Raw genomic sequence first — 19,472 nt, 5'->3', positions numbered from 1 at the left:
CCTCTCCCGCGTGCGGGAGAGGGGTTGGAGGTTCACCCCCGCGCCACCCTCTGCTACCGCGCCCCACATGGCCGACCCCTTCTACATAACGACTGCGATCCACTACCCCAACGGCCGCCCGCATATCGGCCATGCCTATGAGATGGTCGCCGCCGACGCGATCGCGCGGTTCCAGCGCCAGGCTGGACGCGACGTGCTGTTTCAGACCGGCACCGACGAGCACGGGCTTAAAATGGCGCAAGCTGCCCGCGAACGCGGCATCCCGACCCGCGAGTTTGCTGACGAAATGTCAGGCTATTTCCGTGACATCGCCGACCGGCTTAACATCTCCTATGATCGTTTTATCCGCACGCTCGACGACGACCATTACGCGGCAAGCCAGGCGCTGTGGCAGGCGATGGCGGATTCGGGCGACCTCTACCTCGACCGGTACGAGGGCTGGTACTCGGTTCGCGACGAGGCCTTCTACGACGAGTCCGAGCTGACGGGGGAGGGCGATGACCGCCGCTCGCCACAGGGCACGCAGGTCGAATGGACTGCCGAGGAGACGTGGTTCTTCCGGCTTTCCAAATACCAGCAGCCGCTGCTCGATCTCTATGCGGCCAATCCCGACTTCATACGCCCGGACAGTCGCCGCAACGAGGTGATGCGCTTCGTCGAGGGCGGGCTGTCGGACCTCAGCGTGTCGCGAACCAGCTTCGACTGGGGCGTGCCCGTCCCCGGCAGTCCGGGTCATGTCATGTACGTCTGGGTCGACGCGCTGACCAATTATCTGACCGGCGCGGGCTATCCCGACGCGCCGCAGGGTGGCCGCTTCTGGCCCGCCGACATCCACCTGATCGGCAAGGATATTGTCCGTTTTCACGCGGTTTACTGGCCGGCATTCCTGTTGTCCGCTAAGCTGCCGCTGCCGAAATCCGTGTTCGGTCATGGCTTCCTGCTCAGTCGCGGTGAGAAGATGTCGAAGTCGCTCGGCAACGTCGTCGATCCGGCGGCGCTCGCCGACGCGTTCGGCGTCGACGCCTTGCGCTATTTCTTCCTGCGCGAGGTGAGCTTCGGACAGGACGGCACCTATTCGCCCGAGGCCATCGTTCAACGCGTCAATGCGGAGCTGGCGAACAGTTTCGGCAACCTCGCGCAACGCACCTTGTCATTCATTGCCAAGAATTTGGACGGCGTTCTTCCCGACGCGGGGAGGCCGGAAGACGCCGATGGCGAGCTGATCGAGGAGGTGGTGGTCGCCTGCGCCGCATTGCGCACGGCGTTCGATGGCCTGATGCTCAGCCAGGGGCTGGAGGCGTGGATGCGCGGCGTGTTCGCGTGCAACGCCTATATCGATGCCGCCGCACCCTGGGCGCTGCGCAAGACGGACCCCGAACGGATGCACGCGGTGCTCGGCACGCTCGTTCGCGCGATCAGGATGCTCGCGATCGTCATCCTGCCCGTCATTCCTGAAGGAGCAGGGAAAATGCTCGATCAGATCGGCGCGGCCGAACGCGACCATGCGGCCGTCGACGACGATGGTTGGTACGCACGTACCGCCGACAGCGGCTTCCGCATCGCGCCACCCAGTCCCGTTTTTCCGCGCCTCGAGCTTCCGGCCTGATGCTCGCCGACAGTCACTGCCACCTGAACTACAAGGGGATCGCGGAAGAGCAGCAAGCCGTCCTGTCGCGCGCGCGCGCGCGTGGCGTCACCGCCATGCTCAACATCGCGACCCGCGAAAGCGAGTGGGACGCGGTGCTGGCGACCGCCGAGCGCGAAGCGGACGTCTGGGCGACGGTCGGCATCCACCCCCACGAGGCCGACCAGCATCCGCACATCGATACCGCGAAGCTGATCGAGCGCACGCGTCATGCCAGGGTGGTCGGGATCGGGGAGAGCGGCCTCGACTACCATTACGATCATAGCGATCGCGGGCGCCAGCAGGCGAGCTTTCGGGCGCACCTCGCCGCCTGTCGCGAGACCGGACTGCCGATCGTCGTTCATAGCCGCGACGCCGAGGACGACACGTTCGGCATCCTGAAGGAAGAGCTGGGGCAGGGGTCCTTTCCCGGCGTGATCCATTGTTTCACCGGCACCCGCGCGTTCGCCGACAAGGCGCTGGCGCTGGGCTTCTACATTTCCATATCCGGGATCGTGACCTTCAAGAGCGCGCGAGACATTCAGGAAACGGCGGCACGCCTGCCGCTCGATCGACTGCTGATCGAGACCGACGCACCGTTCCTTGCGCCCGTCCCGCACCGCGGCCGCACCGGCGAACCCGCCTTTGTCGCCGATACCGCAGCGTTTCTGTCGAACCTGCGCGGGGAGGCGGTGAATGACCTGATGGCAGCGACTTACCGCAACTTTCGTACTCTGTTTGCGAAGACCGGACCTGCGTGAAGGTTCGCATTCTGGGTTCGGGCACCTCGTCGGGCGTGCCGCGGCTGGGCAACAACTGGGGTGCCTGCGACCCTGCCGAGCCCCGCAATCGACGCACGCGCTCATCGTTGCTGGTGGAACATGACGGCGTCCGCGTGCTGGTCGACACCAGCCCGGACCTGCGCGAACAGCTTCTCGCCGCCGACGTGGCAAGCGTCGATGCGATCATCTGGACGCACGATCATGCCGACCATTGTCATGGTATCGACGATGTGCGGCAGCTCTATCATGCGATGGGCCGCCCCGTACGCGGCTTGGCGCGCGCGCATACGCTGGACGTGCTGCAGCGCCGTTTCGCATATGTGTTCGCGGGCAACGGCGACTACCCGGCGACCATCGCCGGGGAAGCGCTCCTGGATGCGCTCACCATCGGCGGCTTGACCATCCGCGCCGTCGACCAGCCCCATGGCGGCATCACGTCGGCCGGACTGCGGTTCGAGGGCGGCGGCAAGTCGGTCGGCTACGCCACCGATTTCCATGAGCTGACCGCGCCGATGCGTGCCCTGTACAGCGATCTCGGCGTGTGGATCGTCGATGCGTTGCGTCACGCGCCGCATCCGTCGCATCCTACGGTCAAGGCGGTACTGGCCTGGGTGGAGGAGCTGGCGCCGGTCAGGACAGCGCTCGTTCATATGGACCATTCGATGGACTACCGTACCGAGGCGGCGCGCCTGCCCGTCGGGGTGGAGCCCGGCTACGACGGGCTGGAGTTCGATCTGTGATGGAAGATCTCGGCCCTAATGCGCTGATTTACGCCTTGTTATTGATTCTGCCCGTGTCGGCGTTGATAGCGCGACGGGTGCCTTTCCTGCGCGTGGTGTCGATGCTGGCGACTTGGGCGGCGCTGTTCGGCATTGCCACCTACGTCTTCACACAGCGTGAGCGGTTCGATCCCTATCTCGCGCGCGTCGCGAGCGCGCTCAACATCTCGGACCAGAAGGTCGTCGGCAAGGAGGTGCGCATCCGCATGAGTCCGGACGGCCATTTTTGGGCGAACGCGACGATCGGGGGCCTGTCGAAGCGGCTGCTGATCGACAGCGGGGCGACGGTGACGGCCTTGTCCGCGCAGACCGCAACGGCGGCCGGACTGACGGTTGAGAAGCCCATGTTTCCGCTCCTGATCCAGACGGCAAACGGCCAAGTCTCGGCCCGGAGCGCCACAGTCGCGGAGTTGCGGCTCGGCAACATCGTCGCGCGCGAACTGTCAGTTGTCGTGTCGCCGGCATTCGGCGAAACCAATGTGCTCGGCATGAACTTCCTGTCGCGCCTGAAATCCTGGCGAGTGGAGGGCCGCACTCTCATCCTCACCCCACATCACCCGCAGGACTTTACATAATGTATATTATCGGTCTGGCGTGTTGACCGTAATACGCGGCACATTCGCCAACATCGAGCGTCTTGTCGCCATCATGGCCCGCCTCCGCGATCCCGTCCACGGCTGCGAATGGGACCGCGCCCAGACCTGGGCCTCGATCGCGCCGTACACGATCGAGGAAGCCTATGAGGTTGCGGACGCGATCGCCCGCGACGATGCCGCCGAAATCAAGGACGAGCTCGGCGACCTCCTCCTGCAAGTCGTCTTCCATAGCCGTATCGCGGAGGAAGCCCGTGCGTTCACGCTGGCCGACGTTGCCGACGCAATCAGCGACAAGATGGAACGCCGCCACCCGCATATCTTCGGTCCGGAAGCTTCTCGGGGCAACGCGCTGGATTGGGAGCGCAGCAAGGCCGACGAGCGTCGCGCCAAGGGGGCTGCGGGCGCGCTCGATGGTGTAGCCTTGGGCCTGCCTGCGTTGACGCGTGCCGAAAAGCTACAGCGCCGTGCCGCGCGCGTCGGCTTCGACTGGCCCGACGCCACGGGACCGCGCGCCAAGATCGAGGAAGAGCTTGCCGAGGTGGCGACGGCCTCATCTCCTGCAGAACAGGCTGAGGAGATCGGCGACCTGCTCTTCTCCGTCGTCAACTGGGCACGCCACCTGGGTGTCGACGCTGAAGCCGCGCTACGCTCGGCGACTGGAAAATTCGAACGTCGCTTCCGCGCCATGGAGGCGCGTGCCGGCGCTGACTTCCATGCCCTGTCGCTCGCCGACAAGGAGGCACTCTGGCAAGCCGTCAAACGTCGCGACGGGTAAACCGATCGTAATCGGCAGGCGAAAGCCGGACCTCGTACGCTCCATTTTGAACATCAGTCTCCTCGAGTACCTCGCCATGCGCGTGCAACCAGGCCGCACCTGCCCCATCGGCGGGATCCAGATCGATGCTGTAGCGCCGATGCCCAGTCGTGAGGTCGGACCCGAGGCGCTGGATCAGGGGGTCGATCCCCTCCCCGTCAAGCGCTGAAATAGCGACCACATCGCCGCGCCGGGCAGCGTCGCCGAGCAATGCCTCACGCCGGTCGGCGTCCAGCAGATCGAGCTTGTTCCAGACCTCCAGCCTCGGCGTATCCGGTGCAACTCCGATATCGCCAAGCACCGCCTCCACATCGGCGCGCTGCGCCTCGGTGTCGGGATGCGCGATGTCGCGAACATGGATGAGCAGATCGGCCGCGACCACCTCTTCCAGCGTCGCCTTGAACGCAGCGACCAATTGCGTCGGCAGATCGGAAACGAAGCCGACGGTGTCCGACAGGATCGCCTTGTCCAGCCCCGGCAGCGAGATTTGCCGCAACGTCGGGTCGAGCGTCGCGAAGAGCAGGTCCTCCGCCATGACGTCGGCGCCGGTGAGACGGTTGAACAGCGTGCTCTTTCCGGCGTTCGTGTAACCGACCAGCGCGATGATCGGCCATGGCGCGCGCTGACGCCGCTCGCGGTGCAGTCCTCGCGTCCGGCTGACCTGGTTGAGCTCGCGCCGGAGCCGCGCCATCCGGTCGCGGATAAGGCGGCGATCCGCCTCGATCTGCGTCTCGCCCGGGCCGCCCAGAAAGCCAAAGCCGCCCCGCTGGCGTTCCAGATGCGTCCAGCTCCGCACCAAGCGCCCGGCCTGATAGTCGAGATGCGCCAGTTCCACCTGCAGGCGGCCCTCGGCCGTTGCCGCGCGCTCGCCGAATATCTCCAGGATGAGGCCGGTGCGGTCGATCACCTTGGCCTCCAGCGCGGTCTCTAGATTGCGCTGTTGAACCGGTGTGAGGCTCGCATCGAAGACTACCAGCTGCGCGTCTTCCTGCCGGCAGCGCACCGCCAGCTCGGCCGCCTGTCCGCTGCCGATCAGCGTTTGTGGGCGCGGCTGGCGCACACGCAACGAGACCTTGTCAGCGACAATCAACCCGATCGCCGCCGCCAGGCCGGCGGTCTCCGCCAGGCGGGCCTCGGTATCGCGGTGAGCGTCGCCACGTTCGGGCAGGACGATTAGCGCCCGGGCACCGCGCGCGAACTCGCCGCGATCACGATCAAAGCCAGCGCTCATTCGTCATCCTCGTCGGGTGTCTCTTCGGCGAGGTTGAGCGGTCGAGCCGGTTGCACGGTGGACACCGCGTGCTTGTAGACGAGCTGGGCCATGCCTTCGCGCGTCAGCAGCATGCAGAACAGGTCGAAACCGGCGACGTAGCCTTGCAGCATGACACCGTTGATCAGAAACATCGTCACGCTCTCGTCGGAGCGTCGAACAGCGTTGAGGAACACATCCTGCAGCAGCGGCTTTCGCGTCCCCTCCCCCGTTCCCTCGACAATGGTGGCAACGTCGATCGGCCCTGCCGGCATGATCGTTGAGATCGCATGCTTGTAGATAAGCTGCGACTGGCCATCGCGGCGGAGAAGAACCGAGAAGTTGTCGAACCACGTGACGATGCCCTGCAGTTTTACACCTTTGACCAGAAACATCGTGACTGGTGTTTTGTTCTTTCGAACACCATTGAGGAACAGGTCCTGTAGCGAGCCTTGCCGGTCGGCCATCACGGTATCCTTCGTTCTTGGCGGGATCGTGTCCCGCGATGCGCCGGTTCCCGGCGTCGGATCCACCCCTCCCTGGAAGAGGGGTGACGGATCGTATCGGGCCTGCGCACGAACGTCCATCACTCGTCGCGCGGTTCGGTGATCCCAAGCAGTTTCAGCTTACGATGAAGCGCCGACCGCTCCATGCCGATGAAGCTCGCAGTGCGCGAGATGTTGCCGGAGAAACGCCGGATCTGAACCCGCAGATATTCCCGTTCGAACGTCTCGCGCGCTTCGCGCAACGGCGCCCCCATCATCGCGCCTGCTCCCGCGCCACCGCCGTCGGTGCCCAGCACCTCCGCCGGCAATAGGTCCAGATCAATCCGCCCGATGCGATCCCCCGGCGCAAGGATGATCGTGCGCTCGATCACGTTACGCAGCTGTCGGACATTGCCGGGCCAGTCGTGCGACTGCAACGCCACCATCGTATCGTCGGCGATCTCCGGCGTCGGTACCCGCCGATCGTTCGCGAAATGCGCCACGAAGTGCTGAACGAGGGGCGGGATGTCCTCGCGACGCTCCGACAGCGCTGGAAGAACGACGGGTACGACGTTCAAACGGTAGTACAGGTCCTCACGAAAGCGACCCTCGGCAATTTCCTGGGTCAAGTCCCGACCCGTCGCCGAGACAACGCGAACATCGACCTTGACCACGCGGGTGCCGCCAACCCGGCTGAAGCTCTGATCGGTGAGCACGCGCAGGATCCGTGCCTGGGTGGCGACGGGCATGTCCGCGATCTCGTCCAAGAACAGAGTCCCGCCATGGGCCTGTTCGAGCAGGCCGGGCTGCACCAGATCGCTGCCTTCTTCGACGCCGAACAATTCCTGCTCGACGCGTTCGGGCGTCATGCGCGCCGCCGAGACGATGATGAACGGTGCCTGTGCGCGGTTGCTCCAGCCGTGCAGCAGGCGCGCCGCGACCTCCTTGCCGACGCCGGCCGGCCCCATGATCAGCACGCGGCTGCCGGTGCCGGCGACCCGTTTCAACGTCGCTCGCACGGCGTTGATGGCCGTTGAGCTACCGGTCAGATCGGCGTCGCGTCCGGCCGTTGCGCGCAGCGACGCCACCTCGCGCCGCAGCCGCTCGGTCTCGGTCGCGCGCGCGACCATCAGCAGCAGGCGCTCGGCCTCGAAGGGCTTTTCAATGAAGTCGGCCGCCCCGCGGCGGATCGCGGCTACTGCCGTGTCGATGTTGCCGTGCCCGGAGATGACGAGCACGGGCAGCGATGGATCGCGTCGCTTGATCTCGTCCAGCAGCTCCAAACCGCCCAGTCGGGACCCGTGTAGCCACACATCGAGCAGGACGAGCGACGGGCGCCGCGTCGCGATCGCCTCCAGTGCGCCATCACTATGCGCGGCGGAGCGCGTGTCATAGCCCTCGTCTTCGAGCACGCCCGCGACCAGCTCGCGGATGTCCTGCTCATCGTCGACGACAAGGATATCCAATGGCATCAGGTTCGCATCGGCATGAGCTGAGCGAGTTGCTCCTCGCCCGACGCTTCCGTGGGCACCACGTGCTCGAGCGCGAGCAGGGCAGCGGCGTCGAAGGTCAGGGTGATCGTACTGCCTCCGCCGTGGCGGTCGGAAAGTGTCATGGTTCCAGCATGTTCCTCGATGATCTTCTTGACGATTGCAAGCCCTAGGCCGGTGCCCTTCACGCGGTTCGTGACATAGGGTTCTAGAATTCGTTCGCGGTCCTCTGGCAGGCCCGTGCCGGTGTCCGAAACCTCGATGCACACTTTGCCCCGCGCCTCGGTCAGTGTCAGCGTCACGGCCCCTGCTCCCTCGATCGCTTCGACCGCATTCTTGACCAGATTGGTCAAGGCCTGCCCGATCTGACGGCGGTCGCAGACCAGTTGCGGACCGGGATCATCGCTGACCAACGCAAAGGTGATCGTTGGGTAAGCCACTTCATGCAGGAACAGCGTCTGTCGCGCGATGTCGGCCAGCGACTCCTCGCGGAACACCGGTTTGGGCATGCGTGCAAAGGAGGAGAACTCATCCACCATGCGGCGGAGATCGCCGACCTGACGGACGATCGTGTCGGTCAGCTGGCGAAAGGTGCCGTCGGCCGGGTCGATCTTGCCCCCGTAGCGGCGTTGCAGCCGTTCGGCGGCGAGCTGGATGGGCGTGAGCGGGTTCTTGATCTCATGCGCGATCCGACGCGCGACGTCGGCCCAGGCGGCGCGGCGCTGATCGAGTTGCTGCTGGGTGATATCGTCGAAGGTCAGGATCGTGCTCGCCTCCGCGCGGGCGATGCGTACAGCCAAGGTGCGCGGCTCGTCATGCCCGCCCACCTGCACGATGGCCTCGCGTTGACCGTCGCGCACGAGCAGGTCGAGCTCGGGACACACTTGGCTTAGCGCCCGCCCGACGATCGCATCGGCGCCGAGCAGGCGCGCTGCGGAGTTGTTGGCGATCGTCACCTTGCGCTCCGCGTCGGTCGCCACGACGCCGGCCGAAACCCCCGCCATCACCGCCTCGATCAGGGCGCGGCGGCTTTCCAGTGCGGCGTTCTGCTGCTGGATACGGCCCGTCATGGTGTTGAAGGCGCGGCTGAGCGTACCGACCTCATCTCGTTCCTTCGTCTCGGGAACACGGGCTGCCAAATCGCCCTCGGCCACCCGCCTGGCAGCGCCCACCAGGTCGCTGACCGGCCGCGCGAGCCGATCGGCCACCTGCAACGCGATCCACACCGCGAGGCCGACAATCAACAGCGACATGCCAAGCAGTGCCGCGTTGAAGCGCAGCTGCAATGATCGCGAGCGCGACTGGAGCGCGCGGTAATCAGCCGTTATCGCGTCGCTACGCCGCATCTGCGTCGCCAGATCCTGATCGAACAGCCGCGAACCATAAAGATAGGTGCGCCGGCCATAATCGAGCTTCACCAGCACGCCGATTCGGTCGCGCTCCTCGATGAGCACGGACGGTGCGCCGCGATCGAGCGATCGCATCATCTGAGCGGTGACTACGTTGATCAGCGGTCGCTTATAAGGATTGACGATCGCGAGCGGGTCCTTGTCGCCGGCGCGCAAGATCATCGCCTCGGACAGTTCCCGGCGATATGCTTGCTCGCCCAGATAGCCGCGGAAGAGGTCGGCCTCGATCGGAACCGATCGTAGGGTATCGGACAGGTCGCCGGTCATCGCCTTCAGCTCGGCGGTGGTGATGCTGACCTCTCGCTGGTAATTGAGCTGCACCAGGTCACGTGTGTTGCCGAGCATCGCCTGCGCGGTGTCGGACGACCAGAACTGGCTGCCATATTGAAACAGCAAGGAGGCCGTGATCGTCACCAACGCCAGCGGGACGGCGGCCGCGATCGAGAACAGCGCGACGAGACGGACATGGAGCTGACCGTTGCCGCCGAGCGGTGAGCGAGCAGCGCGCCGGCGCGCGAGGCTTCGCCCCACCAGGACCAGCAAGGCGGAGCCGGCGATCAGGTTTCCGACCAGCAACAGCGCGATGAACAGCGGGTTATACGGTTGCGCAGCACTCCCCTGCCGCGCGAGCACGACATAGGTGACGGTGGTGATTGCGACGATGACGACCACGGCCAGCGCCCGCAGGACCGGCGTCAGGGCGGAAGGAGCCGCCCCCTGCCCCGGCCCGAACTCCGCTGCCATTGTCGATACCATTGCTGCCCTGCTACAGCCTCACCTGTTGCAAGGAAAGCACATAGTCGCGCCTCGTTAACCAGCTTCGTCACCGCGCGCGGCGATGCCTAGCGAGTCCAGACGCTTCCGCAGCGTATTGCGGTTGAGCCCCAGTGCTCGCGCCGCACGTAATTGGTTGCCGCCGTGACGGGCGAGCAGTGCCTCTATCAGTGGGCGCTCGACCTCGCGGATTACGCGATCGTACAGCGTCCCGTCCTCGAGCGCGCTTGGTCGGTCCGCAGCGATGCGCTCGATCAGCGCGTGGACAGCATCAGCTATGCCGGGATCGGAGCCGGCGTCGAGCAGCTCTTGGCGGTGAGCGCCGCCAAGCATCAAGCGCACTGCGTCGACAGCGATCAACTCGTCTCGCGACAGAACGGAGAGCCGGCGCATAAGATTTTCCAGCTCGCGCACGTTGCCGGGCCAGCCGTGCGCGGTCAGCGCATCGACCGCCGCCGGGGAAAGCTGACGGCGAGGAAGACCCTGCGCAGCCGCTTCTTCCAGGAAGTGACGCGCGAGCAGAGGCACGTCCTGGCGACGCTCGCGCAGCGCCGGCAGGTGAACGGGCACCACGTTGAGCCGGTAGAACAGATCCTCCCTGAACGCCCCGCCCGCCACCTGCTGCGCAAGATCGCGGTTAGTGGCCGCGACAATCCGCACGTCCGCGCGGACCGGTCGCACGCCGCCCACCGTCGTGAACTCCCCTTGCTGAAGCACGCGCAGCAATCGCGTCTGCGCCTCGATCGGCATGTCGCCGATCTCGTCGAGAAACAGCGTGCCGCCCGCCGCCTGTTCGAATCGCCCGGCAGTGCGCTGCGTGGCGCCGGTGAACGCGCCGCGCTCGTACCCGAACAATTCCGCCTCGATCAGCTCGCGCGGAATCGCAGCCATGTTGATCGCGACGAAGGGTTGCGCGCGGCGGGGGCCAAGATCGTGAATGGCGCGGGCGACGAGCTCCTTGCCGGTTCCCGACTCGCCGGACACAAGAACGGTGAGGTCGTTGGACACGACGCGGGCGATCACCCGATAGACGTCCTGCATCGCGGGCGAGCGCCCGATCAGCGGGCCGGCATGTCCCTGGGGGGCATCTTCGTCCGCCGCCCCGCGATCGGCGACGACACCACCGCGCGCGAGCGCGCCGGCGACCGCCTGCGTCAGCGCGCCCAGATCGAACGGCTTGGGTAGGTATTCGTAGGCACCCGCCTCCGTCGCCCGCACCGCCGTGGTCAGCGTGTTGCGCGCCGAAAGGACGATAACCGGCAGCGCGGGATGCTGTTCGAACACCCTCGCAAGGTGATCCAGCCCGTCGCCGTCCGGCAGCACTACATCCGTGATCATCACGTCGGGCGGCATGGCGAGCGCGCGGTCAGCCGCTGCGATGCAATCGACGGCGGTGACCTCGTGACCGACGCGGCGCAGGGCCTGCGACACCACGGTGCGTATCGCGGCGTCGTCGTCGATGAGGAGGACGCGGCTCACTGGGTCGCCCTGGGCAGCAGGAGCCGGAGCATCGTCAACGCCGGCTCGCCTTCGCGCGCATATTGCACGATGCCGCCCATGTCGCGGACCAGCTTGTCGACCAGCGCCAGGCCAAGTCCCTGCCCTTCGGGTCGACCGGACACGAACGGATCGAAGATCTGATCGACGATGTCGGCAGGCGCGCCGGGACCGTTGTCGGCGACGCAGATCTCGATCGGCAGCGGTCGCCGCGGGCGACCTGCTCCGGCGCTGACCGCAAGCCCCTGCCGATAGGCCGTGGTCAGCACCAGGCGCGGATGCGCGACGCCGCGCACCGCCTCGCGGGCATTACGAAGCAGATTGAGGAGCACCTGGGTCAGGGCATCGCGGTTGATCAGCGCGGCAGGCAGCGACGGATCGAACCGCTCCTCGATCGCGACATCGTGCGCGAATCCGGCGAGCGCGACCGACCGGGCGTGGTCGAGAACGGGATAGATGTTGGCGGCGACAACGGGCAGCGGGCGCGTATCGCTGAAATCCTGCATCCGATCGATCAGCGCCGCGATGCGATCGACTTCCGTGACGATCAGCTGCGGCAGTTCGCCACCTCGGCCGTCGGCGCCGATCAACTGGGCCGCGCCGCGGATTCCAGACAAGGGGTTCCTGATCTCGTGCGCCAGCATCGCCGCCGCGCCGATTGCTGCGCGCCCGCCGGCGGCGCGATCGGCGGCATGCACCAGACGTCGCGACGCTTCCGCGCCATGCAGCGTGATCAGCCGCCATCCGGGTCTATCGGGCAGCTGCGCTTCATGGAAATCGACCCGTAGCGTATGCCCCCGCGAGGTCTCGATCAGCGTATCATAAGCCGCGAACCCACGCCCTTCACGCGCACTTGGTTGCACCGGCGGCGGCAGAACTGCGGCGACCGGCTGACCGACCATCTGGCGTTCCGAAATGTCCAGCATCTCCTCGGCGAGCGCGTTGGCGTAAGCGATGCAGCCTTCGGGATCGATGGCGACGGCGGCGATGGGGAGCGCGGCGAACAACTCGGCATGACCGGGGCGAGTCGTCACGCGGCCGCGAGCCGCTGGGGCTCCACATCTGCCGCGCGATAGGGGGCGTAGAACTCCGCCAGCATCGCCTTCACGCGCCTGGCGTCGGGTTCTTGGTTGACGGCATTGCGGAACTCGGCGGAGCCGGGCAGCCCCTTGGTGTACCAGCCGATATGCTTGCGCGCCATGTTGACGCCGGTGACGGTGCCATAATGCTCCAGCATCGCCTCGTAATGCCCACTGATCGCGCGATATTGTTCGCCCAACGACGGATCGGGCAGGTGCCGGTCGGTCTGGAACCAGTGCATCACCTGCCCTAGCAGCCAGGGCCGGCCATAGCTGCCACGGCCGATCATGACCCCGTCGGCGCCGGACTGTTCCAAGGCCGTATCGGCGTGCTGCGCCGAACAGATGTCGCCGTTGACGATGACGGGCACCGATACGGCTGCCTTGACAGAGCGGACGAATCGCCAGTCGGCGGTGCCCTTGTACATCTGGTTGCGCGTGCGGCCGTGTACGGTGATCATTCGCGCGCCCAGGTCCTCCGCAATCCGGGCGAGTTCGGGCGCGTTGAGGCTGTCGTGGCACCAGCCCATGCGCATCTTCAGCGTGACGGGGACCGAAACGGCTTTGACAACGCCGGCAACGATTTGCGCGGCGAGTTTCAGGTCGCGCATCAACGCGGACCCGGCGTCACCGCTGGTCACCTTGCGCACCGGACAGCCCATGTTGATGTCGATGATGGCGGCACCCCGATCTTCCGCCAGCCGCGCCGCCTCGCCCATTTCATAGGGCGTACAGCCGACGAGCTGCATCGACACGGGCTCTTCGATTGGATCCCAGGCGAGTTTCTGCAGCGACTGGCGCGTCTCGCGGATCGCCGCCTGACTGGCGATCATCTCCGTCACGTTCAGCCCCGACCCGTAACGACGAACCAGCGTTCGGAATGGCAGATCGCTGACGCCGGTCATCGGCGCGAGAATAACGGGATTGTCGATGCGGACGCCCTTGCTCCCGGGCGGACCGATCTGAAGGGGAGCGAGGGTGCGCATGATCTGCCTGAAAAATAGGCAACTAGTCGCCGGGGCTGGCGTTGACAAGGCGATGCGGCTAGCGGACCGCCGGTGATCGCCGCCATCATCGTCGCCGCCGGCTCGGGCAGTCGTGCGGGTGGATCGCTGCCCAAACAATTCGCGACCATCGCCGGCCGGCCGATGCTGGCGCACAGCGTCGCAGCGTTCGAGACGCACCCGTTGATCGACGATCTTGTCGTGGTGATCGGTGCGGGTCAGGAGGGGCAGGCCCGCCCCGCCGCGGGCACGGCGCGCGTGGTGAGGGGCGGGCCGAGCCGGCGGGAGTCGGTGGCCAACGGACTGGCTGCGATCTCCGCTGATCGCGTGCTGGTACACGACGCGGCGCGACCGTTCCTGCCTCCGGCAGTGATCGATCGTGTGCTCGGCGCGCTCGACTTGGCAGCCGGTGCGACTCCAGTTCTGCCGGTCGCCGACACGCTTGCTCACGGGGCGCACCGAGCGCTGGGAGAAGTGGTGAGCCGGAAAGGGTTATGGCGCGTTCAGACGCCGCAGGCTTTCCACACGGGCATCCTGCGCCGCGCTCATGCCGAGTGGGACGGAGCGCAGGAAGCAACGGACGATGCGCAAATGGTGCGGCGACTTGGCGAAGCGGTGGCATTGGTGCAGGGCGACGCCATGCTGGACAAGGTGACTCACCCGGAGGACTTCGCGATGGCGGAGGCGCGCATGCCGTGGGAATGGCGTAGCGCGACCGGCTTCGACGTGCACCGGCTGGCGGTGGGCGAGGAGCTGTGGCTGGGTGGTGTGCAGGTGCCGCATGATCGCGGGCTGACGGGTCATTCGGATGCCGATGTGGCGCTGCACGCGCTCACCGACGCGCTGCTCGGCACGATCGCGGCGGGCGACATCGGCACGCATTTCCCGCCCAGCGACGCGCAGTGGAAAGGCGCGGCGTCGCACCGCTTTCTTACCCATGCGGCCGAACTGATCGCGACGCGCGGCGGGCAGGTCACCTTTGTCGACCTGACGCTGATCTGCGAGGCGCCTAAGATCGGGCCGCATCGCGCAGCCATGCAGGCGCGCATCGCCGAGCTGCTGCGGATCGACGTCGACCGCGTGTCGATCAAGGCGACCACCACCGAACAGCTGGGCTTTACCGGCCGGGGCGAGGGCATCGCGTGTCAGGCCTCGGCCACCGTGCGGCTGCCCGGGGGGGGCCAATGAAGACGCTGCTGATGCTAGCGGCAGCCCTGGCGCAACCCACGGCGCAACCTTGCCTGACGACGACCGAGGCGGAGGCGCTGGCGACCGTCGCGCTGCCCGACATACTCCGCCAGACCGGCGTCCGCTGCGCGGCCGCGCTGTCGGCAGGGAGCATGCTGCGGCAGTCTAATGGCGCGGTGTTGCAACGATACACGGCCGAAGCCGACCTCGCCTGGCCCGCCGCGCGCGGGGCGATCGCGAAGCTCGCCGATCCGTCAATCAGTGCGCTGCTGGACTCCGAACTCGCGCGGCCCTTGTTGCTGACGCTGGTGACGCCGCAGATCGTCGGGCGGATCGCGGTCAAGGATTGCGGCACGATCGATCGGCTGGTGGGGCTGCTGGCGCCGCTGCCGCCGCGCAATGTCGCCGGGGTGATCGTCACCGCGCTGCGCCACGGTCAGGCAAACCGCCGACCGGGCGACACCACGCCCCAGTTGCCGCTATGCCCGGCGTCTGGCCGGTAGTGGACACGCTGCTCCCCCCCGAACTGGTTGAAGCCGCGCGCGCCGTGTTGGACGCAAATCGCGCCGCCGGGCGGCGCGTCGCGGTGGCGGAGAGCTGCACGGGCGGACTGGTGTCGGCGGCTTTGACCGAGCTGCCCGGGTCGTCCGACGTCTTCGAAGCGGGCTTCGTGACCTACTCGAACGCCGCGAAGCAGGATTTGCTCAAGGTCAGCGCGGATGTGCTGGAAACGTTCGGCTCCGTGTCGATCGCCACCGCCTGGAGCATGGCTCAAGGAGTGTTGGCGAAGACCGACGCCGACGTGGCAGTAGCGATAACGGGCGTCGCGGGGCCGGGCGGCGGTAGCGAGCGCAAGCCGGTCGGCACGGTCGTGTTCGCGCGCGCCGAACGTGGATCGGACCCGTCGGACGTTCATGCCGAGCGCAAGACCTTCGCCGATGCGGGCCGCGGCGGCGTGCGGCTTCAGGCGGCGCTGTGCGCGCTCGAACTGCTGATGCCGGTCTCCGCCGCTCCATAGAGCACGGTCGCGCGCGTCTCGAACGCACCGATCATCCGGCGGAGCGCGGTGCCGAACACCTGCCCCGCGAGCATCTCAAAGACCCGGTTCTTGAACTGGAAGTCGACAGTGAAATCGACCGCGCACCCCTGCCCTTCCGGCTGGAACCGCCATTCGTTGCGGAGGTATTTCAGCGGTCCGTCGATATAGTCGACGCAGATGCGCTCAGCCCGCTTCTTGTCGACACGGCTGGTGAAACTCTCCCGCAGGCCCTTGAACCCGACGATCATGTCGGCGAGTGTTTCGGTCGGCGTATCATGCCGCACGCGCATGGCGATGACCCAGGGCAGGAACTCCGGGTAGCGCTTCACGTCGGCGACGAGGTCGAACATCTGTTCCGCCGTATAGGGCAGATGGCGGGTCTCATGGTGGCTAGGCATTGGGTACTTGGGCACCGGCAAGCTTCGCCTCGCGAGCCGCGCGCATCTTCGCGAAGTCGTCACCGGCGTGATAGCTGGACCGGGTCAGCGGCGACGCGGCGACGAGCAGGAAGCCCTTGGCGCGGGCGATGGCGGCATAGGCGTCGAACGCCTTGGGGCTGACGAATTCCGCGACTTTGGCGTGGCGCGGCGTCGGCTGGAGGTACTGGCCCATGGTCAGGAAATCGATGTCGGCGGAGCGCATGTCGTCCATGACCTGGTGCACCTCCAGCCGCTCCTCGCCCAGCCCGGTCATCACGCCGGACTTGGTGAAGATTGACGGATCGTGGCGCTTGACGCTCTCCAGCAGGCGCAGCGAGGCGTAGTAGCGGGCACCAGGGCGAATGGTGGGGTAGAGCCTCGGCACCGTCTCGAGGTTGTGATTGTATACGTCCGGCCGCGCCTCGACGATCGACTCGACGGCTGCCTGCGCCTTGTTGCGGAAGTCCGGCGTCAGGATCTCGATGGTGGTCGCGGGCGTATTGCGGCGCAGCGCCTCGATCACCTTGACGAACTGCGACGCGCCACCGTCGGGAAGGTCGTCGCGGTCGACGGAGGTGACGACGATGTGCTGCAGGCCAAGCTCGGCGGCGGCGACCGCGACATGCTCGGGCTCGAGCGGATCGACCGCGCGCGGCATGCCCGTCTTGACGTTGCAGAAGGCACAGGCGCGGGTGCAGGTGTCGCCCAGGATCATCACCGTGGCGTGCTTCTTGGTCCAGCACTCGCCGATGTTCGGACAGGCGGCCTCCTCGCACACCGTCGCAAGGCCGAGACGGCGCATCAACTTGCGGGTCTCGCCGACGCCGACCGAGGTCGGTGCCTTGACGCGGATCCAGTCGGGCTTGCGCTGACGAGCCGGAACGGCCAGCGGCATGGGCTCTGTCATGGCTGCGCAGATAGCGACTGCGGCCGCACGAGACAACGCGAACGGAGCATTAGATGACGCTCTTTACCGACCTGATCGACGGCTATTATCGTTTTCGGGGCAATGAATGGCTGTCCGAGCGGGCGAGATGGGAGGACCTGGCGACAGGTCAGGCCCCCAAGGTGATGGTAATCGCCTGTTCGGACAGCCGCGTCGATCCGGCGACTATCTTCGGCAGCCGGCCCGGCGAGGTGTTCGTCGTGCGCAACGTTGCCAATCTGGTGCCGCCCTACGAGCCCGACGGAGGGCGGCACGGCGTGTCCGCCGCGCTTGAGTTCGCGGTCACCGCGCTGGGCGTGGAGGAAATCGTCGTGCTGGGGCATGGCATGTGCGGCGGCGTGAACGCGGCGCTGACGAGGAGCCTTGCCGATGCCGGATACGGTCAGGGCGCCTTCGTCGCCGGCTGGATCGCGCTATTGGACGAGGCGCGCGGGCGGGTGGTGGCCGAGCATGGCACGGGCGAGGCGGGACAACAGGCACTGGAGCAGGAGGGCGTGCGGACGTCGATCGGCAACCTGCTGACCTTCCCGTTCGTGCGCGAGCGGGTGGAGGCGGGCACGCTGACAATCCATGGTGCGGTGTTCGCGATCGCCGATGGCAAGTTGCGGGTGTTGAACGAGGCGGGCAACTTCGAGGCGGCGTGATCAACCCATCGTCATGCCGGCCTTGAGCCGGCATCCATGCCCGCCCCAATTGCCGACCTTTGATGGTCACGGCATTCGCCGCGGACTGCGCGGGACCCCGGCTCAAGGCCGGGGTGACGTGGATCCTTCAGGCACATGGACGGTCCATGCCCCGCGACGGCGCAGAACCAGCCAGTAATAGCCGCCCGCCACCGCGATCTGCACCACAGTCGCGACCAACGCCGGGCGGCCGGTCTCCACATCCAGCCAGTTAGTCCACGCGATGTACACCAGCGACGCAATCGTTATCAGCGGGGCGAGCGGGTACAACGGCATGCGATAGCGGGCGTGCGCGCTGGCACCGCTGCGCCGCCCGATCATCACCGCCACCGCGACACCGGCATAAATGGCGATCAGGCCGGTGCCGCTCCATACCTCCAGTGTCGCCTTGGGCAGGAAGCACAGCCCCATGCCCGCCGCGCCGAGCAGCAGCGTCGCCGCCCAGGGCGAGCCCAGCCGCGGGTGCATGGCGGTGAGCCAGCCGTCGAGCGGCCGACCCCAGCTGCGATCGCGGCCGGTGCCGTAGAAGAAGCGAGCGCAGGCGAGCACCCAGGCGATGATCGCGTTGACGACGGCGAGCGCGACCGCGACCGCGACCCACTTCGCCCAGGTAGGGCCGGCGAGTGCCAGCACCAGATCGCCGAACGGGTTGTCGGAGGCAAAGGTGGTGGACAGATCGGGTGCGGCCGTGAGCAGTGCTGCCAGCGGCAATCCTTCCAGCAACAGCGTCAGCCCGAGCGCCCACATGATCGCGTGCGCGATTCTGGCCGGCGCCTCGCGCATCTCCTCGCCGAAATAGACCGCCGCACCATAGCCGTTGAGCGCGAAGATCGCGATCGACGTGGCGACGCCGATCGAGGCGAGACCGGCGGGTGCCAGCGCCGCGCCCGCGACGGGCGCGGTCAGGAACTCGGCCGGCGAGCGCACGGCTTCACCGAAGCCGAGCCAAGCGACCACCACGAGCGCCACCACCTCCAGCAGCAGAAAGCAGCCGGTGATCGTGGCGTTGATGCGAATGTCGAACAGCCCGATCAGCGTGCAGGCGACGATCACCGCGAGCGCCACCGGGATCTCGGGCAGGCCCGGAATGACGACGGACAGCACCGCCGCGATGCCCAGCCCCGCGACGGGCAGGAAGATCAGATTGTTGAACACGTTGACGCCGAGCATCACGAAGCCCGCGAACGGCCCGATCGTGTGCGCGACCATGACATATTCGCCGCCCGCCACCGGCCAGGCGGATGACAGCTCGGCATAGATGAAGGCGGTGGCGACGCAGACGGTCGCCGCGATCAGAAACGCCCAGATCGCGCCGGTGCCGGCGATCGCGATCATGTCGGGGATGAAGACGAACACCGACGAGGCGGGCGTCGTCACCGACAGGGTCAGGAACAGGACACCGGTGATGCCGAGGCTGCGCACGAACGGCGGCGGTGTCACCGGCTGTAGCTGCCCGTCCTGCATTGCGCCCCCGTAGTGCGGGCGGGTGTTGGCATGGTTAACGGGCGGGGTCGAGGGGTGTGCCCCCGGTTGGTCCTAACGCAATCCCTGGTTTGTCACCCCCGCGAAGGCGGGAGTCCAACTCTTGCAGTGGCGACAGAGTAATTGGCGTCGA

The 19,472-nt window shown here is 66.7% G+C and carries 19 protein-coding genes; 9 read left to right on the top strand and 10 right to left on the bottom strand.

Annotation, left to right across the window (positions count from 1 at the left end):
* Positions 1-67 precede the first annotated feature (67 nt).
* The 5 genes from metG to mazG all read left to right on the top strand — a co-directional run bounded on the left by metG (position 68) and on the right by mazG (position 4,556).
* Positions 68-1,606 (top strand): methionine--tRNA ligase, encoded by a 1,539-nt coding sequence (gene metG, locus JWN21_RS09870; protein WP_299649157.1) that lies wholly within the window; start codon positions 68-70, stop codon positions 1,604-1,606.
* On the top strand, positions 1,606-2,385 hold the full coding sequence (locus JWN21_RS09865; RefSeq protein WP_299649154.1) for a TatD family hydrolase: 780 nt from the start codon (positions 1,606-1,608) through the stop codon (positions 2,383-2,385). The genes metG and JWN21_RS09865 overlap by 1 nt, the downstream gene beginning before the upstream one ends.
* Positions 2,382-3,146, top strand: coding sequence for an MBL fold metallo-hydrolase (locus JWN21_RS09860; RefSeq protein ID WP_299649151.1), 765 nt, complete (start codon positions 2,382-2,384; stop codon positions 3,144-3,146). The genes JWN21_RS09865 and JWN21_RS09860 overlap by 4 nt, the downstream gene beginning before the upstream one ends.
* Positions 3,146-3,760: a TIGR02281 family clan AA aspartic protease gene (locus JWN21_RS09855; protein WP_299649148.1), complete on the top strand. Its 615-nt coding sequence runs from the start codon at positions 3,146-3,148 to the stop codon at positions 3,758-3,760. The genes JWN21_RS09860 and JWN21_RS09855 overlap by 1 nt, the downstream gene beginning before the upstream one ends.
* 73 nt (positions 3,761-3,833) lie before the next feature.
* Complete coding sequence (gene mazG / locus JWN21_RS09850) at positions 3,834-4,556, top strand: nucleoside triphosphate pyrophosphohydrolase (protein WP_299649146.1); 723 nt, start codon at positions 3,834-3,836, stop codon at positions 4,554-4,556.
* Here mazG and hflX read toward each other — a convergent pair.
* From hflX to dusB, 7 genes are read right to left on the bottom strand one after another with little or no spacing between them, the layout of a single operon-like run.
* The gene (hflX, locus tag JWN21_RS09845; RefSeq protein ID WP_299649143.1) at positions 4,537-5,826 is read right to left on the bottom strand and encodes a GTPase HflX; all 1,290 of its coding nucleotides are present in this window, start codon (positions 5,824-5,826) and stop codon (positions 4,537-4,539) included. The two genes, mazG and hflX, sit on opposite strands and share 20 nt — an antisense overlap.
* Entirely contained in the window at positions 5,823-6,431 is a 609-nt protein-coding gene (gene hfq / locus JWN21_RS09840) for an RNA chaperone Hfq (protein WP_299649139.1), read from the bottom strand. Before hfq ends, hflX begins: the two co-directional genes overlap by 4 nt.
* On the bottom strand, positions 6,431-7,801 hold the full coding sequence (locus JWN21_RS09835; RefSeq protein WP_299649137.1) for a sigma-54 dependent transcriptional regulator: 1,371 nt from the start codon (positions 7,799-7,801) through the stop codon (positions 6,431-6,433). The genes hfq and JWN21_RS09835 overlap by 1 nt, the downstream gene beginning before the upstream one ends.
* The gene (locus JWN21_RS09830; RefSeq protein ID WP_299649134.1) at positions 7,801-9,984 is read right to left on the bottom strand and encodes an ATP-binding protein; all 2,184 of its coding nucleotides are present in this window, start codon (positions 9,982-9,984) and stop codon (positions 7,801-7,803) included. Before JWN21_RS09830 ends, JWN21_RS09835 begins: the two co-directional genes overlap by 1 nt.
* A 54-nt stretch (positions 9,985-10,038) precedes the next feature.
* Positions 10,039-11,481 carry a nitrogen regulation protein NR(I) gene (gene ntrC / locus JWN21_RS09825; protein WP_299649131.1) on the bottom strand — a complete coding sequence of 481 codons (1,443 nt, stop codon included), beginning with the start codon at positions 11,479-11,481 and terminating at the stop codon, positions 10,039-10,041.
* Positions 11,478-12,533: an ATP-binding protein gene (locus tag JWN21_RS09820; protein ID WP_299649128.1), complete on the bottom strand. Its 1,056-nt coding sequence runs from the start codon at positions 12,531-12,533 to the stop codon at positions 11,478-11,480. The genes ntrC and JWN21_RS09820 overlap by 4 nt, the downstream gene beginning before the upstream one ends.
* Positions 12,530-13,564 (bottom strand): tRNA dihydrouridine synthase DusB, encoded by a 1,035-nt coding sequence (dusB, locus tag JWN21_RS09815; protein ID WP_299649126.1) that lies wholly within the window; start codon positions 13,562-13,564, stop codon positions 12,530-12,532. Before dusB ends, JWN21_RS09820 begins: the two co-directional genes overlap by 4 nt.
* Positions 13,565-13,636: 72 nt before the next feature.
* On the opposite strand from dusB, the gene JWN21_RS09810 reads away from it, so the two are divergent.
* Genes JWN21_RS09810 through JWN21_RS09800 form a run of 3 tightly spaced genes read left to right on the top strand, consistent with a single transcriptional unit; the run spans position 13,637 to position 15,788 of the window.
* Positions 13,637-14,770: a bifunctional 2-C-methyl-D-erythritol 4-phosphate cytidylyltransferase/2-C-methyl-D-erythritol 2,4-cyclodiphosphate synthase gene (locus tag JWN21_RS09810; RefSeq protein ID WP_299649123.1), complete on the top strand. Its 1,134-nt coding sequence runs from the start codon at positions 13,637-13,639 to the stop codon at positions 14,768-14,770.
* Complete coding sequence (locus JWN21_RS09805) at positions 14,767-15,273, top strand: hypothetical protein (RefSeq protein WP_299649120.1); 507 nt, start codon at positions 14,767-14,769, stop codon at positions 15,271-15,273. Before JWN21_RS09810 ends, JWN21_RS09805 begins: the two co-directional genes overlap by 4 nt.
* Positions 15,252-15,788: a CinA family protein gene (locus JWN21_RS09800; RefSeq protein ID WP_299649117.1), complete on the top strand. Its 537-nt coding sequence runs from the start codon at positions 15,252-15,254 to the stop codon at positions 15,786-15,788. The genes JWN21_RS09805 and JWN21_RS09800 overlap by 22 nt, the downstream gene beginning before the upstream one ends.
* On the opposite strand, the gene JWN21_RS09795 is transcribed toward JWN21_RS09800, so the two are convergent.
* Positions 15,734-16,207, bottom strand: a complete 474-nt coding sequence (locus tag JWN21_RS09795; RefSeq protein ID WP_299649115.1) for a type II toxin-antitoxin system RatA family toxin — start codon at positions 16,205-16,207, stop codon at positions 15,734-15,736. The two genes, JWN21_RS09800 and JWN21_RS09795, sit on opposite strands and share 55 nt — an antisense overlap.
* The gene (lipA, locus tag JWN21_RS09790; protein WP_299649112.1) at positions 16,200-17,135 is read right to left on the bottom strand and encodes a lipoyl synthase; all 936 of its coding nucleotides are present in this window, start codon (positions 17,133-17,135) and stop codon (positions 16,200-16,202) included. Before lipA ends, JWN21_RS09795 begins: the two co-directional genes overlap by 8 nt.
* Before the next feature lie 53 nt (positions 17,136-17,188).
* Here lipA and JWN21_RS09785 point away from each other — a divergent pair, with 53 nt between their 5' ends.
* Positions 17,189-17,818, top strand: a complete 630-nt coding sequence (locus JWN21_RS09785; protein WP_299649109.1) for a carbonic anhydrase — start codon at positions 17,189-17,191, stop codon at positions 17,816-17,818.
* Positions 17,819-17,920: 102 nt separating this feature from the next.
* Here JWN21_RS09785 and JWN21_RS09780 read toward each other — a convergent pair whose 3' ends face one another.
* On the bottom strand, positions 17,921-19,321 hold the full coding sequence (locus JWN21_RS09780; protein WP_299649106.1) for an APC family permease: 1,401 nt from the start codon (positions 19,319-19,321) through the stop codon (positions 17,921-17,923).
* Between the last annotated feature and the right edge of the window lie 151 nt (positions 19,322-19,472).

This window comes from Sphingomonas bacterium (assembly GCF_028292945.1).
Taxonomy (GTDB): domain Bacteria; phylum Pseudomonadota; class Alphaproteobacteria; order Sphingomonadales; family Sphingomonadaceae; genus Sphingomonas.
The sequence above is the reverse complement of the archived record's forward strand: the minus strand, read 5'-3'. Positions and strand labels throughout refer to the sequence as shown.